At 69.8% G+C, this 15,549-nt stretch carries 12 protein-coding genes and 1 tRNA gene; 11 read left to right on the top strand and 2 right to left on the bottom strand.

Annotation, left to right across the window (positions count from 1 at the left end; all coding sequences use genetic code 11):
* Nucleotides 1-90: 90 nt before the first annotated feature.
* On the bottom strand, nt 91-2,817 hold the full coding sequence (gene polA / locus DN051_RS28465) for a DNA polymerase I (protein WP_112439766.1): 2,727 nt from the start codon (nt 2,815-2,817) through the stop codon (nt 91-93).
* Between the two features lie 677 nt (nt 2,818-3,494).
* Here polA and DN051_RS28460 point away from each other — a divergent pair.
* The 9 genes from DN051_RS28460 to DN051_RS28420 all read left to right on the top strand — a co-directional run bounded on the left by DN051_RS28460 (nt 3,495) and on the right by DN051_RS28420 (nt 13,759).
* Complete coding sequence (locus tag DN051_RS28460) at nt 3,495-5,774, top strand: FdhF/YdeP family oxidoreductase (RefSeq protein WP_112439765.1); 2,280 nt, start codon at nt 3,495-3,497, stop codon at nt 5,772-5,774.
* 51 nt (nt 5,775-5,825) lie between these two features.
* The gene (locus DN051_RS28455; RefSeq protein ID WP_053756706.1) at nt 5,826-6,314 is read left to right on the top strand and encodes a hotdog fold thioesterase; all 489 of its coding nucleotides are present in this window, start codon (nt 5,826-5,828) and stop codon (nt 6,312-6,314) included.
* A 420-nt stretch (nt 6,315-6,734) separates the two neighbouring features.
* Complete coding sequence (locus tag DN051_RS28450; protein WP_246040670.1) at nt 6,735-7,148, top strand: hypothetical protein; 414 nt, start codon at nt 6,735-6,737, stop codon at nt 7,146-7,148.
* Nucleotides 7,149-7,264: 116 nt separating this feature from the next.
* A complete protein-coding gene (locus tag DN051_RS28445) occupies nt 7,265-7,741 on the top strand; it encodes a Tat pathway signal sequence domain protein (RefSeq protein ID WP_342781474.1) in 477 nt (158 codons plus the stop codon).
* A 287-nt stretch (nt 7,742-8,028) separates the two neighbouring features.
* Nucleotides 8,029-9,258, top strand: coding sequence for a branched-chain amino acid ABC transporter substrate-binding protein (locus DN051_RS28440; protein WP_053756708.1), 1,230 nt, complete (start codon nt 8,029-8,031; stop codon nt 9,256-9,258).
* Between the two features lie 115 nt (nt 9,259-9,373).
* Nucleotides 9,374-10,306 carry a branched-chain amino acid ABC transporter permease gene (locus DN051_RS28435; protein WP_053756709.1) on the top strand — a complete coding sequence of 311 codons (933 nt, stop codon included), beginning with the start codon at nt 9,374-9,376 and terminating at the stop codon, nt 10,304-10,306.
* A 7-nt stretch (nt 10,307-10,313) separates the two neighbouring features.
* Nucleotides 10,314-12,140, top strand: coding sequence for a branched-chain amino acid ABC transporter permease (locus tag DN051_RS28430; protein WP_112439764.1), 1,827 nt, complete (start codon nt 10,314-10,316; stop codon nt 12,138-12,140).
* A gap of 3 nt (nt 12,141-12,143) precedes the next feature.
* Entirely contained in the window at nt 12,144-13,046 is a 903-nt protein-coding gene (locus tag DN051_RS28425; RefSeq protein WP_053756711.1) for an ABC transporter ATP-binding protein, read from the top strand.
* Nucleotides 13,043-13,759, top strand: a complete 717-nt coding sequence (locus DN051_RS28420) for an ABC transporter ATP-binding protein (protein ID WP_053756712.1) — start codon at nt 13,043-13,045, stop codon at nt 13,757-13,759. The genes DN051_RS28425 and DN051_RS28420 overlap by 4 nt, the downstream gene beginning before the upstream one ends.
* A gap of 71 nt (nt 13,760-13,830) precedes the next feature.
* On the opposite strand, the gene DN051_RS28415 is transcribed toward DN051_RS28420, so the two are convergent.
* Nucleotides 13,831-14,499, bottom strand: a complete 669-nt coding sequence (locus DN051_RS28415) for an ANTAR domain-containing response regulator (RefSeq protein WP_053756713.1) — start codon at nt 14,497-14,499, stop codon at nt 13,831-13,833.
* A gap of 99 nt (nt 14,500-14,598) precedes the next feature.
* On the opposite strand from DN051_RS28415, the gene DN051_RS28410 reads away from it, so the two are divergent.
* Together DN051_RS28410 and DN051_RS28405 are read left to right on the top strand one after the other, a co-directional pair.
* Nucleotides 14,599-14,673 (top strand) — tRNA-Leu (locus DN051_RS28410).
* A 105-nt stretch (nt 14,674-14,778) separates the two neighbouring features.
* A complete protein-coding gene (locus DN051_RS28405) occupies nt 14,779-15,534 on the top strand; it encodes a helix-turn-helix domain-containing protein (RefSeq protein WP_112439763.1) in 756 nt (251 codons plus the stop codon).
* The last annotated feature ends 15 nt before the right edge of the window (nt 15,535-15,549 follow it).

The raw sequence follows: 15,549 nt of genomic DNA, 5'->3' as shown, positions 1-15,549 counted from the left end.
GAGCCCCCGGCGCGCTGCCGTCGCCGAGGACTCCCACGTACCGGTCGGCCCGACGTGGACGGGGATCGCCCCGTCCACCAGGGCTCGGTCCTAGTGCGCTGCCGACTCCCAGTCGGAGCCCACGCCCACCGAGACGTCCAGCGGTGCCCTCAGGTGCACGGCGCCGGCCATCTCGCGGCGGACGATCTCCTCGGTCGCCGCCCGCTCGCCGGGGGCGATCTCCAGGACGATTTCGTCGTGCACCTGGAGGAGCATCCGGGACCTGAGGTCCGCGGCCCGCAGGGCCTCGTCCACCTTGAGCATGGCGATCTTGACGATGTCCGCCGCCGTGCCCTGGATGGGCGCGTTGAGGGCCATGCGTTCGGCCGTCTCGCGGCGCTGACGGTTGTCGCTGTTGAGGTCGGGCAGATAGCGGCGGCGGCCGAAGAGGGTCTCGGTGTAGCCGGTGGCCCTCGCCTCGTCCACGGCTCGGCGCAGGTAGTCCCGGACGCCGCCGAAACGCTCGAAATAGGCGTCCATCAGGGCGCGGGCCTCGCCCGCCTCGATGTTCAGCTGCTGCGAGAGGCCGAAGGCCGACAGCCCGTACGCCAGGCCGTACGACATCGCCTTGATCTTGCGGCGCATCTCCGCGTCCACCGCCGTCGGCTCGACGGAGAACACCTGCGCGGCGGCCGTGGTGTGCAGGTCCTCACCGGAGGTGAACGCCTCGATCAGGCCCTCGTCCTCGGACAGATGGGCCATCACCCGCAGCTCGATCTGGCTGTAGTCCGCCGTCATGAGCGATTCGAAGCCCTCGCCGACCACGAAGCCGCGGCGGATCGCCCGGCCCTCGTCGGTGCGGACCGGGATGTTCTGCAGGTTGGGGTCCGTGGAGGACAGGCGGCCGGTCGCGGCGACGGTCTGGTTGAAGGTCGTGTGGATCCGGCCGTCCGTCGCGATGGTCTTGATCAGGCCCTCGACGGTGACGCGCAGCTTCGCCTGCTCACGGTGGCGGAGCATGATCACGGGCAGTTCGTTGTCGGTCTGGCCGGCGAGCCACGCCAGGGCGTCCGCGTCGGTGGTGTAGCCCGTCTTCGTCTTCTTGGTCTTCGGCAGGGCCAGCTCGCCGAAGAGGACCTCCTGCAGCTGCTTGGGCGAGCCCAGGTTGAACTCGTGCCCGGCCGCCGCGTGGGCCTCCTTGACCGCCTGCTGCACGGCACCGGCGAACATCTGCTCCATGGCTTCCAGGTGGGCGCGGTCGGAGGCGATGCCGTGCCGCTCCATCCGGGCCAGCAGGGCCGAGGTGGGCAGCTCCACGTCGCGCAGCAGGTCCGCGGCGCCGACGTCGCGCAGCCGGCCCTCGAAGGCCTCGCCCAGGTCGACGACCGAACGGGCCTGGATCATCAGCGCCTCGGCCTCGGCTCCGTCGTCCGCGCCGAACGCCAGCTGTCCGTCGGCGGTGGCGGCGGGGGTCAGCTCCCGGTGCAGGTACTCCAGGGAGAGCGCCTCCAGGTCGAACGAGCGGCGGCCCGGCTTGACCAGATAGGCGGCCAGCGCGGTGTCCATCGTGACGCCCTCGACGGTCCAGCCGTGCTCGGCGAACACCCGCATGGCGCCCTTGGCGTTGTGGAAGACCTTGGGCCGGGCGGCGTCGGCCAGCCACGCGGCGAAGGCGGTCTCATCGGCCTCGTCCAGCTCGGACGGATCGAACCAGGCGGCCGGTCCCGAGGGCGTCGCGAGAGCGACCTCGGCCACCGAGCCGGTGCCGAGCGCCCAGGTGTCGACCGTGGCGACACCGACGGGGCCCGCGCCGTGCTCCGTGAGCCACGGGGCCAGCTCGCCGGTGCCGAGCACCGTGCCGTCGAGTTCCACGCCGTCGACAACGACCGGGGTGGCCTCGGCCTCCTCGGCGCCCGGGTCCACACCGAACAGCCGCTCGCGCAGCGACGGGTTCCTGATCTCCAGGGTGTCGAGCACCAGGGAGACCGCCTTGCGGTCGTACGGCTCGCGGGCCAGGTCGGTGACGGCCCTGGGCAGCTCGACCTGCCGCTCCAGCTCGGTCAGCCGGCGGTTCAGCTTCACCGCCTCCAGGTGGTCGCGGAGGTTCTGGCCGGCCTTGCCCTTGACCTCCTCGACACGGTCCACGAGCTCGGCGAAGGAACCGAACTGGTTGATCCACTTCGCGGCCGTCTTCTCGCCGACGCCGGGAATGCCGGGCAGGTTGTCCGACGGGTCGCCGCGCAGGGCCGCGAAGTCCGGGTACTGCGCGGGCGTCAACCCGTACTTCTCGAATACCTTCTCGGGGGTGAACCGGGTCAGCTCCGAGACGCCCTTCGTCGGGTACAGGACGGTCGTGTTCTCGGAGACCAGCTGGAAGGAGTCGCGGTCGCCGGTGACGATCAGCACCTCGTAGCCCTCGGCCTCGGCCTGGGTGGCGAGCGTGGCGATGATGTCGTCGGCCTCGAACCCCTCGACGGCGAAGCGCTCGGCGTGCATCGCGTCGAGCAGCTCGCCGATCAGCTCCACCTGGCCCTTGAACTCGTCCGGGGTCTTGGAGCGGTTCGCCTTGTACTCCGTGAACTCCTCGGAGCGCCAGGTCTTGCGGGAGACGTCGAAGGCCACCGCGAAGTGCGTGGGTTCCTCGTCACGGAGCGTGTTGGCCAGCATCGACGCGAAGCCGTAGATCGCGTTCGTCGGCTGGCCAGTCGCCGTCGTGAAGTTCTCCGCGGGCAGCGCGAAGAACGCTCGGTAGGCGAGCGAGTGCCCGTCCATGAGCATCAGGCGCGGACGGCTGCCGCCGGCGGTGCTGTCGGTCTTCTTCGATGCTGTCTCTGCCACGCCCCCGATCCTGCCACGTGCCACTGACACTCGGCCCCGCCCGCCGCCCGCCGCAGCGGACGGCCGACCCGAGTCGGCGGCGACCGCGGCGCGGCGGCCCCTCGGGCTCCGTCCCCGATCCACCCCATGGCACGGGCGCCCCGGCCTTCGTCGGCCTGCGGGTACAGCGGCACGGCGGCCGCTGCCGGCGCCACCCCGCCGGCAGACCCGGCTACCACAGAGCCACCACGCCGGCAGCCCCGGCCTCCGCCGCGCGCCACCCCGCCATCCCGCCACCCCGCCATCAGCCCCGACGCCCGCCGCCCCCAGGCCCCCGCCGCCCTCAAGCCCATCACCGGCCCACTGCCACACCCGCCCCCCTACGGCCGCCCCGACTCACGGCCACACCCGACCGCCTCGGCTGCGCCCGTCCACGGCCGCACCCATCCGCCTGCATCCGCACCCGACCACGACTACGCCCAAACTCGCCGCAAACATCCCAACTGCCCACAAATAACCACACCCTCATCAAGCCAGCCCCCAACTGCCCCTGCCACCCCGGCAGTCCACGGCAGTCCACGGCAGTCCACGGCACGGGATGCGTTCGCGGCCGCCGCGGGCCCGCCCGGCAACGGTGTCGGTGGCGCGTGCGAGTATCGGAGACGTATCTCACACACGCACTCGAAGGGGAGTGGGCGATGGCCACGAAGCCGCCGAAGGCCGACCCGGTTCAGGACGCACCGCAGGTCGCCGAACCGCAGCGCTCGGCGGCCGGGCTGCCGGCCATCGGGCACACCCTGCGCATCGCCCAGCAGCAGATGGGTGTGAAGCGCACGGCGTTGACGCTGCTGCGGGTCAACCAGAAGGACGGCTTCGACTGCCCCGGCTGCGCCTGGCCGGAGCCGGAGCACCGGCACATGGCGGAGTTCTGTGAGAACGGCGCGAAGGCGGTCGCCGAGGAGGCCACACTGCGCCGGGTGACACCGGAGTTCTTCGCCGCGCACCCGGTGGCGGACCTCGCGCGGCGCAGTGGCTACTGGCTCGGTCAGCAGGGGCGGCTGACCCACCCCATGTACCTGCCCGAGGGCGGCGAGCACTACGAACCGGTCTCCTGGGAGCGCGCCTTCGACATCATCGCCGAGGAGCTCGCCGGGCTCGGCTCCCCCGACGAGTCCGTCTTCTACACCTCGGGGCGCACGAGCAACGAGGCCGCGTTCCTCTACCAGCTGTTCGCGCGCGAGCTGGGCACGAACAACCTGCCCGACTGCTCGAACATGTGCCACGAGTCGTCCGGTTCGGCGCTCTCCGAGACGATCGGCATCGGCAAGGGCAGTGTCCTGCTGGAGGACCTCCACCAGGCCGACCTGATCATCGTCGCCGGTCAGAACCCGGGCACGAACCACCCCCGCATGCTCTCCGCCCTGGAGCAGGCCAAGGCCGGCGGCGCGAAGATCATCAGCGTCAATCCGCTGCCCGAGGCCGGTCTGGAGCGCTTCAAGAACCCGCAGACCCCCAAGGGCCTGGCGACCGGGGCGGCGCTCACGGATCTGTTCCTCCAGATCCGCATCGGCGGCGACCAGGCTCTCTTCCGCCTGCTGAACAAGCTGATCGTGGAGACCGCGGGCGCGGTCGACGAGGACTTCGTGCGCGAGCACACGCACGGGTACGAGGAGTTCGCCGCGACCGCGCGCGCCGCCGACTGGGAGGAGACGCTCGCCGCGACCGGCCTGACGCGTGAGGAGATAGCGGAGGCGCTGGACATGGTCCTCGCCTCCCGGCGCACCATCGTCTGCTGGGCGATGGGCCTGACCCAGCACAAGCACGCGGTGCCCACCATCCGTGAGGTGGTCAACTTCCTGCTCCTGCGCGGCAACATCGGCCGGCCCGGCGCGGGCGTGTGCCCGGTGCGCGGCCACTCGAACGTGCAGGGCGACCGCACGATGGGCATCTTCGAACGCCCGGCGCCCGCCTTCCTGGACGCCCTGGAGAAGGAGTTCGGCTTCGCTCCGCCGCGCGAGCACGGCTTTGACGTGGTCCGGGCGATCCGGGCCCTGCGCGACGGCGAGGCGAAGGTCTTCTTCGCGATGGGCGGCAACTTCGTGGCCGCCTCCCCCGACACCGAGGTCACCGAGGCGGCGATGCGCCGTGCCCGCCTGACCGTGCACGTCTCGACGAAGCTCAACCGCAGTCACGCCGTCACGGGCGCGCGTGCGCTGATCCTGCCCACGCTCGGGCGCACCGAGCGTGATCTCCAGGGCAGCGGCGAGCAGTTCGTGACCGTGGAGGACTCCATGGGCATGGTGCACGCCTCCCGCGGCCGCCTGGAGCCCGCGAGCTCGCGCCTGCTGTCCGAGCCGGCGATCGTCTGCCGACTGGCCCGCCGGGTGCTGGGCGAGAGCAGCAAGGTGCCGTGGGAGGAGTTCGAGAAGGACTACGCCACGATCCGTGACCGCATCGCGCGGGTCGTCCCCGGTTTCGAGGACTTCAACGCGCGGGTGGCTCGCCCCGGCGGCTTCACCCTGCCGCACGCCCCGCGCGACGAGCGCCGCTTCCCCACCGCGACCGGCAAGGCCAACTTCACCGCCGCGCCGGTGGAGTACCCGAAGCTGCCCGAGGGCCGGCTGCTGCTCCAGACGCTGCGCTCCCACGACCAGTACAACACCACGATCTACGGCCTGGACGACCGCTACCGGGGCATCAGGAACGGCCGCCGGATCGTCCTCGTGAACCCGGAGGACGCACGCGAGCTGAACGTCGCGGACGGGTCATACGTGGACCTGGTCGGCGAGTGGAAAGACGGCGTGGAGCGGCGGGCGCCCGGTTTCCGGATCGTGCTCTATCCGACGGCGCGCGGATGCGCCGCCGCCTACTACCCCGAGACCAACGTGCTCGTCCCGCTGGACGCCACCGCGGACACCAGCAACACACCGGCCAGCAAGTCCGTGGTCGTCCGTCTGGAACAATCGACGACCGACTGAGCGTTTGCTCAGTCACTTGTACACGACGAGAGCGAATCGGAGCCGGGCCCCATGGGTGAGCAGCACAGCGTGAAGTTCCCGCAAGAGGTCATCGACGAGTACGCGGCGCTGGGGGTCGACCTGCCCGCCCTGTTCTCCGCCGGGCACCTGGGCACCCGCATGGGCGTGCAGATCCTGGAGGCGTCGGCCGAGCGCGTCGTCGGCACGATGCCGGTGGAGGGCAACACCCAGCCGTACGGACTGCTGCACGGCGGTGCCTCGGCCGTGCTCGCCGAGACCCTCGGCTCGGTCGGCTCCATGCTGCACGGCGGCATCAGCAAGATCGCCGTGGGTGTCGACCTGAACTGCACGCATCACCGGGGTGTTCGTTCCGGCCTGGTGACGGGTGTGGCCACGCCCGTGCACCGCGGTCGCTCCACGGCGACGTACGAGATCGTGATCAGCGACGAGGAGGGCCGCCGGGTGTGCACGGCCCGGCTGACCTGCCTGCTGCGCGACGTGAACCCGGGCGACGGGGCGCACGTGGGCGCGACCGGCTGACCCCGCCTCACCACCCGCCCGCGCCCGGCGAGCCCCCCTCGCCGGGCCGACCGCGCCGTGCCCCCCTCGCCGGGCCGACCGCGCCGTGCCCCCCTCGCCGGGCCGACCGCGCCGTGCCCCCCTCGCCGGGCCGACCGCGCCGTGCCCCCCTCGCCGGGCCGACCGCGCCGTGCCGCCCGCGTCGGCGCGCCCGGGTCACACAGGTCCACACCCGCACACACCCCCACCCCCGCCGGCGCCCGCACACCCCCACTCCCACCCACACCCGCAGCCGCAGCCAGCGCCAGCGCCAGCGCCAGCGCCCGACACTCCCCTCCCACCCCGCACCCACTCCACCCCTCGAACTCTCCCGGACTCCCCCGAACTCCCGTCACCCGCCCGCCCGTTGCCCCGGAGCTTCCCGCGCCTTAGCGTCGAGGCATGACAAGGGGAGGGCGTCACGCGACCGCGGTGGCGCTCGTGTCGGCGCTCCTGGCCGGCGCGCCGCTCGGCGGCTGTGCCGGAGCCGACGGCGCGCGGGACGAGACGCGCACCTCCGCCGCGCCACCGGCGGAGCCACCGTCACCGTCCGCCACCCCGCCCGAGGAGTTGTGCGCGCAAATCGTCGCGCACTGGTCCCGCGAAGTGCTCGACGAGGACACCTACGGTGACTACCAGTCGATGGGCCTGTCCAACGGGCAGTACGAGATCCTGATGGACGTGGTGGACGCCGCCCGCGCCGAGAAGGACCACGAAGGGGACGCGGCGGCAAGGGAGTTGATCGACCGTCGGGCGGGCGACCGGTGCGCCGAGCGGTACCGCGACGGCGGTCCGACGGCAGGGCCGTGGAGTTGAGCGGCATCGGTCCCGTCGAGCCGGGTGAGGGCACGCGCGCGTGGGAGGCACCGCTCGCCGTCCGGCCCCCGCGCGGGCGCGTCGTCCGCTTCTGCGACCGGCACCGCCGTGCCCTCGTGGCCGCCGCCACCGTCGCGACGCTGGCCGCGGTCGGCGGCCGTCTCTACGCCACTCGGCCCGGACCGGAGCCCCCCGTTCTCGCGGCGCACCCGTCCCAGGTGGTCGGCGTGACATACCTGCACACCGAGGAGAAACCGGGCCTCGACGGCGGTTTCGCGTTCGCGGTGGAGCTCGTCGCGCGGTCCGGCCCACCGGTGACCGTGGAGCGGATAGATCAGCCGTACGCCGGTCTTTCCCTGGCCTCGATTCCGCGCGCGCCTTTCGGTACCCGCGAGATCGTAATCACCATGAAAGTGACTGATTGCGGAAAAGTGCCGCGGAATGTCGGACTCCCTTTCCTGGATGTAACTCTACGTAATACGCGCGCAATGGAAGCCCACAGTTTCATCCTCGGCGAGCGCTACGCGCGCGACCTCTCGCACGCGCTCCAAGTAGCCTGCGGCAACGAGTTCGCGACATCACCAAAACGCTAAAACACTACTGATAACACATGGACAGTCCTGCGCGTCTCACCATGCGGACTGCGCGAATCGGCCGGAATTCCGCGCTTCCACCCGCTCAGTACCGCTCTGCATTACGTCGTGTCATAACAAGAGCGTCACAGCCTTCGTCAGACTCTCCTCCACGTTCCCCACGCGCGCTTAGAGTCACGGCCAGTCACCGCGCCGTCGGAATCGACGTCATTGGGCGCCGCATTCGGCCCAAGCGCTCGACTCGGCGTCTTCCGTGGGGAAGAGCCGCGCCAGGGAAAGGACTGATCGTGCGTCAACGTTCACTCATCGCCATAACCGCCGCGCTGGCGGCGGGAGCACTTACCCTCACCGCCTGCGGCTCGCGCGACGAGGACGGTGGCTCGTCCAACGGCGGCGGTGGCATCACCGTCACCATCGGCGTCGACGCCCCGCTGACCGGCGACCTGTCCGCGCTGGGTCTCGGTATCAAGAACTCCGTCGACCTGGCCGCCAAGACGGCCAACAAGGAGAAGTACGTCGAGGGCGTCACCTTCAAGATCGAGGCCCTCGACGACCAGGCCCAGCCCTCCGCGGGCCAGCAGAACGCGACCAAGTTCGTCGCCGACAAGGAAGTCCTCGGCGTCGTCGGCCCGTTGAACTCCTCCGTCGCCGAGTCGATGCAGAAGGTCTTCGACGACGCGAAGCTCGTCGAGGTCTCCCCGGCCAACACCAACCCGGCCCTCACCCAGGGCCCGGACTGGCAGACGTCGAAGGCCCGCACGTACAAGTCGTACTTCCGCACCGCGACCACGGACGCCATCCAGGGCCCGTTCGCCGCGCAGTACGTCTACAACGACGCCAAGAAGAAGAAGGTCTTCGTCATCGACGACAAGAAGACCTACGGCGCGGGCCTGGCCGCCACCTTCTCCGCGGAGTTCGAGAAGCTCGGCGGCGAGATCGTCGGCACCGAGCACATCGACCCCGAGACCAAGGACTTCTCCGCGGTCGCCACCAAGGTCAAGAGCTCCGGCGCGGACGTCGTCTACTACGGCGGCGAGTACCCGCAGGCCGGCCCGCTCAGCAAGCAGATCAAGGCCGCCGGCGCCAAGATCCCGCTGGTCGGCGGTGACGGCATCTACAGCGCCGACTTCATCAAGCTGGCCGGCGCCAGCGGTACCGGCGACCTCGCCACCTCCGTCGGCGCGCCCGTCGAGGACCTCCCCTCCGCCAAGGAGTTCGTCGCCAACTACGAGGCCGCGGGCTACAAGGAGGCCTACGAGGCGTACGGCGGCTACTCGTACGACTCGGCCTGGGCGATCATCGAGGCCGTGAAGTCGGTCGTCGAGGGCAACGACGGCAAGCTCCCCGACGACGCCCGCGCCAAGGTCACCGAGGCCATGCAGGGTGTCTCCTTCGACGGTGTGACCGGCAAGGTCTCCTTCGACGAGTTCGGTGACGCGACGAACAAGCAGCTCACCGTCTACTCCGTCGAGAACGGCGCCTGGAACGCCGCCAAGTCCGGCACGTACACGGGCTGACCCTCACCCCGCACCCATCCCCAGAGCCGCGCGGGGCGCCGCACCACTGGCGCCCCGCGCGGACTCGCATCCGGTCACTTCCGTCGAATCATCGACACGTCTCGGAGGACATGCGGTGAACGAACTGCCGCAGCAGCTGGTCAACGGCCTGCTACTAGGATCTATGTACGGGCTGGTCGCCATCGGCTACACGATGGTCTATGGCATCGTCCAGCTCATCAACTTCGCCCACGGCGAGATCTTCATGGTGGGTGGCTTCGGCGCCCTCACCATCTACCTGTACGTGCTGCCCGACGGCACGAACATATGGGTGGCGCTCCCGCTGATGCTCATCGGAGGCATCATCGTCGCCGTCCTTGTCGCCGTGGGAGCGGAACGGTTCGCCTACCGCCCCCTGCGCACCGCGCCACGCCTTGCGCCCCTCATCACCGCGATCGGGCTCTCGCTCGCCCTGCAGCAGGCCGTCTGGGCCTGGTACCCGGACGCCCGCTCCGCGATCACCTTCCCGCAGATCCACGGCGGCCCGTTCGAGATCGGCAGCGTCACCATCCAGACCGGTGACGTCTTCCTGCTCGTCGCCGCCCCGATCAGCATGGCGATCCTCGCGTACTTCGTGATGAAGACCCGCACCGGCCGCGGCATGCAGGCCACCGCGCAGGACCCGGACACCGCCAAGCTCATGGGCATCAACACCGACCGCATCATCGTGGTCGCGTTCGCCCTCGGCGCGACCTTCGCCGCCATCGGCGCCGTCGCCTACGGCCTGAAGTACGGCGAAGTCCAGTTCCGCATGGGCTTCATCCTCGGCCTCAAGGCCTTCACCGCGGCCGTCCTCGGCGGCATCGGCAACATCTACGGCGCCATGCTCGGCGGTGTCGTCCTCGGCGTCGCCGAAGCCCTCTCCACCGCCTACATCTCCGAGATCCCCGGCATGGAGCAGTTCGGCAGCCAGTCCTGGGCCAACGTCTGGGCGTTCGTACTCCTCATCCTCGTGCTCCTCTTCAGGCCACAGGGCCTGCTCGGCGAGCGCGTCGCGGACAGGGCGTGATCCACCGATGACCACACAGACCACTGCACCCGAGACCCCGCACACGGTCGACACCGGCAAGCACGCCGGACTCATCGGGATCCCCCCGCACATCGGCCGCGCCCTCGCCACCGGCGGCGGCGTCCTCACCATCGCCTCCACGTTCCTCGCCTGGACCTGGACCTCCGAATTCCCCGGCGACCTCACCGTCTACGGCTACCCCGGCGGCCTCCAGGTCCTCGTCCTCATCGGCGGCCTCCTCACCACCCTGTTCGGCCTCGCCTCCTACGGCGTCAAGGGCCTGGGCTGGCTCACCCCCGCCGGCGCCGACAGCGCCCTCCGGCTCTCCGCCTTCGGCGCCTTCGCCACCGCCTGGTACACGATCCTCGCGATCAGCGCCCAGCTCGGCGGACTCGTCAACCTCGAACCCGGCGGCTGGATCGCGGCCCTCGCCACACTCGCCGCCGCACTCGGCGCGTTCGCCCTGCCCTTCCAGTGGCCGGCCCCCGAACACATCGACCCCGACGACACCGCCCAGGAACGCCTCCGCCAGCAACTGCGCGGCGCCGGCGCCGTCATCAAGGCCGGCCTCGCCACCGGCACGTCGGCCCCCGCCCGCAAACTCCCCCCGTACGCCGAGATCCTCGTCATCGTCGCCGCACTCGCCGTCGGCCTCATCGTCTTCACCTACGGCATCGGCACCGAGTACGACGAACTCTTCATCGGCTTCCTGATCACCGCCGGCTTCGGCTTCACCGCCGCCGCCAAGGCCGGCCTCGTGGGCCGCGTCTCGGCCCTCACCGGCAAGCACCGCAACGTCACCATGATCGGCGCGTTCGTCGCCGCCGCCGCCTTCCCCTTCACCCAGAGCGACGACCAGTACGCGACGATCGGCGTCTACATCCTGATCTTCGCCACCGTCGCCCTCGGCCTGAACATCGTCGTCGGCCTCGCCGGCCTCCTCGACCTCGGATACGTCGCCTTCCTCGGCGTCGGCGCCTACACCGCGGCCATGGTCTCCGGCTCCCCCTCCTCACCCTTCGACATCCAACTCCCGTTCTGGGCCTCCGCCCTGCTCGGCGCCGCCGTCGCCATGATCTTCGGCGTCATCATCGGCGCCCCCACCCTGCGGCTGCGCGGCGACTACCTCGCCATCGTCACCCTCGGCTTCGGTGAGATCTTCCGCATCACCGTCCTCAACATGGACGGCACCTCAGGACCCGACATCACCAACGGCTCCAACGGCATCTCGTCGATCCCCAACCTCAACATCCTCGGCTTCGACTTCGGCCAGGAACACACCATCGGCGGGTTCACCATCGCCCGCTTCGCCAACTACTTCCTGCTGATGCTGCTCATCACGCTGATCGTCGTGGTCGTCTTCCGACGCAGCAGCGACTCCCGCATCGGCCGGGCCTGGATCGCCATCCGCGAGGACGAGACCGCCGCCCTCGCCATGGGCATCAACGGCTTCCGCGTCAAGCTCATCGCCTTCGCCCTCGGCGCCGCACTCGCCGGCCTCGCCGGCACCGTCCAGGCACACGTCACCTACACCGTGACACCCGAGCAGTACCAGTTCGCCCACGTGGTCCCGCCCAACTCGGCGTTCCTCCTCGCCGCCGTCGTCCTCGGCGGCATGGGCACCATCAGCGGCCCCCTCGTCGGCGCCGCACTGCTCTACCTCATCCCCGCCAAGCTCCAGTTCCTCGGCGACTACCAGCTCTTCGCCTTCGGCCTCGCGCTCGTCCTGCTGATGCGCTTCCGCCCGGAAGGCCTCATCCCCAACCGGCGCCGCCAGCTCGAATTCCACGAAGAGACGGAAGCACCCACAGTCCTCAGCAAGGCAGGGGCCTGACCCATGACTACCGACACCACCACCAAGGACGCCGCACCCGGCGCCACCGCCCCCGGCGAGACCGTCCTCGACGCCCGCGGCGTCACCATGCGCTTCGGCGGCCTCACCGCCGTACGCAACGTCGACCTCCAGGTCAACACCGGCGAGATCGTCGGCCTCATCGGCCCCAACGGCGCCGGCAAGACCACCTTCTTCAACTGCCTGACCGGCCTCTACATCCCCACCGAGGGCGAGGTCCGCTACAAGGGCCAGGTCCTGCCGCCCAAGTCCTTCAAGGTCACCGCGGCCGGCATCGCCCGCACCTTCCAGAACATCCGGCTGTTCGCCAACATGACCGTCCTGGAGAACGTCCTCGTCGGCCGCCACACCCGCACCAAGGAAGGCCTCTGGTCCGCCCTCCTGCGCGGCCCCGGCTTCCACAAGGCCGAAGCCGCCTCCCGGGAACGCGCCATGGAACTCCTGGAGTTCGTCGGCCTCGCCGAGAAGGCCGACCACCTGGCCCGCAACCTCCCCTACGGCGAACAGCGCAAACTGGAGATCGCCCGCGCCCTCGCCAGCGAGCCCGGCCTGCTCCTCCTCGACGAGCCCACCGCCGGCATGAACCCCCAGGAGACCCGCGCCACCGAGGAACTGGTCTTCGCCATCCGCGACAAGGGCATCGCCGTCCTCGTCATCGAGCACGACATGCGGTTCATCTTCAACCTCTGTGACCGCGTCGCCGTCCTCGTCCAGGGCGAGAAGCTCGTCGAGGGCGACAGCGCCACCGTCCAGGGCGACGAGCGGGTCATCGCCGCCTACCTCGGCGAACCCTTCGAGAACGCCCCCGGGGCGGAGGAAGTCGCCGAAGTCGAGGCCGCCGAGGCAAACACGACGGACACCGCGCCCGGCAAGGAGAACGACCGATGACCGCACTGCTCGAAGTCGACGACCTGCGGGTCTCCTACGGCAAGATCGAAGCCGTCAAGGGCATCTCCTTCAAGGTCGACGCCGGCGAAGTCGTCACCCTCATCGGCACCAACGGCGCCGGCAAGACCACCACCCTGCGCACCCTGTCGGGGCTCCTCAAGCCCACCGGCGGCCAGATCAAGTTCAACGGCAAATCGCTGAAGAAGATCCCCGCCCACGACATCGTCGCCCTCGGACTCGCCCACTCCCCCGAAGGCCGGCACATCTTCCCCCGCATGACCATCGAGGACAACCTGCGCCTCGGCGCCTTCCTCCGGGACGACAAACCCGCCATCGAGAAGGACATCCAGCGCGCCTACGACCTCTTCCCCATCCTCGGGGAACGCAGGAAGCAGGCCGCGGGCACCCTCTCCGGCGGCGAACAGCAGATGCTGGCCATGGGCCGCGCCCTGATGTCCCAGCCGAAGCTGCTCATGCTGGACGAGCCGTCCATGGGACTGTCCCCGATCATGATGCAGAAGATCATGTCGACCATCGCCGAGCTGAAGTCCCAGGGCACAACGATTCTGCTCGTCGAGCAGAACGCCCAGGCGGCCCTCTCCCTCGCCGATCACGGCCATGTGATGGAGGTCGGCAACATCGTCCTGTCCGGCACCGGACAGGACCTGCTGCACGACGAATCCGTCCGCAAGGCCTACCTGGGCGAGGACTGAGCCCACAGCCGGCACGACAAGGCCCGCGCCCCCACCGGGGGACGCGGGCCTCGTCATGTCACCGCGAGCACTCAGCCCTTGTCCGCGGCCTTGCCCGCCTTCTTCTCGGCGGCGTCCTCGATGACCGCCTCGGCCACCTGCTGCATGGACATCCGCCGGTCCATGGAGGTCTTCTGGATCCACCGGAACGCGGCCGGCTCCGTCAGCCCGTACTCCGTCTGCAGAATCGACTTCGCCCGGTCGACCAGCTTGCGCGTCTCCAGCCGCTGGCTGAGGTCCGCGACCTCCTTCTCCAACTCCTTCAGCTGGGTGTACCGCGACACCGCCATCTCGATCGCCGGAACGACGTCGCTCTTGCTGAACGGCTTCACCAGATACGCCATCGCACCCGCGTCCCGGGCCCGCTCGACGAGGTCACGCTGCGAGAAGGCGGTCAGCATCAGCACCGGCGCGATCGACTCCTCGGTGATCTTCTCCGCCGCGGAGATACCGTCCAGCTTGGGCATCTTCACATCGAGGATCACGAGGTCGGGCTTGTGCTCGCGGGCGAGCTCCACGGCCTGCTCACCGTCACCGGCCTCGCCGACGACCGTGTAGCCCTCCTCCTCCAGCATCTCTTTGAGGTCGAGCCGGATCAGGGCCTCGTCCTCGGCGATGACGACACGGGTCGTCAGCGGAGGCACGTGCGACTTGTCGTCGTCGGGCGCGTCTACGGGCTGGGGCGACTCGGGGGCGGTCACGGGGGCTCCTTGGTCAGGCAGGGGTGCTGCTCCCAAGAGCCTACCTAGCTGCGGTAAGGTGGACGCGCGGAGGGTCAAGGGAAACCTTTGATTCTGCGAGCCCCGGTAGCCCAATTGGCAGCAGGCAACGGATTCAAAACCCGTACAGTGTCGGTTCGAGTCCGACCCGGGGCACTTTTCCTTGTTTTCCAAGGTCACTCCCTGAAGCGGATCTCCACGTTCTGGTGAATATCTGCTCGCTACCGCGTGTCGCGGCCATCCCCTTCGCACAGTGACCACATGTACGACATCGGCACACGCGCGCGGGCACTCGCACTCGTCGGCCAGGGCCGCAGTCTCAATTCGGTGAGCCGCGAGACGGGCATCTCGCGTGCGGCCATCCGTTCCTGGCAGGACCGGATGGAGCCCTTGCCCCGCATGACCCAGCCGGCGCCGGGCCCGCCGGCCGACCAACAGGCGTACGCCTACCTTCTGGGCCTCTATCTGGGCGACGGGTGCGTCAGTCCTCACCCGCGAGGCGGCCACTACCTCCGCGTCTTCTGCGCGGACGCCTGGCCCGGCCTCATCCAGGAATGCCGGGACGCCATTCTGCGGGTGCGCCCCGGGGTGCGTGTGCACACCGTGCCCAAACAGGGCTGTGTGACCGTGACCAGCTACTGGCGCCACTGGCCGGCGCTTTTCCCCCAGCACGGCCCCGGCAAGAAGCACGAGCGGGCCATTGTCCTCGAACCCTGGCAGCGGGAGATCGTCGATGCGTTCCCGTGGGAGTTCATCCGTGGTCTCGTGCATTCGGACGGATGCCGGGTCATCAATTGGACGACGCGTCCGGTCGGCGGTGAGCGCAAACGGTACGAGTATCCGCGGTACTTCTTCACCAACAAGTCGGACGACATCCGGCGGCTTTTCACCCAGGCGCTCGACCGGGTCGGTGTCGAATGGAGCATTCTGCGGCGCGGCGGTGAGCCGTTCAATGCCTCGGTGGCCCGCAGGGCCTCGGTCGGCCTGATGGATGCCCATGTGGGTTCCAAGCACTGAACGGTCCCCTCGCCG

The organism is Streptomyces cadmiisoli, assembly GCF_003261055.1.
Classification (GTDB): domain Bacteria; phylum Actinomycetota; class Actinomycetes; order Streptomycetales; family Streptomycetaceae; genus Streptomyces; species Streptomyces cadmiisoli.
Note: the sequence above shows the minus strand (reverse complement) of the source record. Positions and strands in the feature narration are given on the sequence as shown.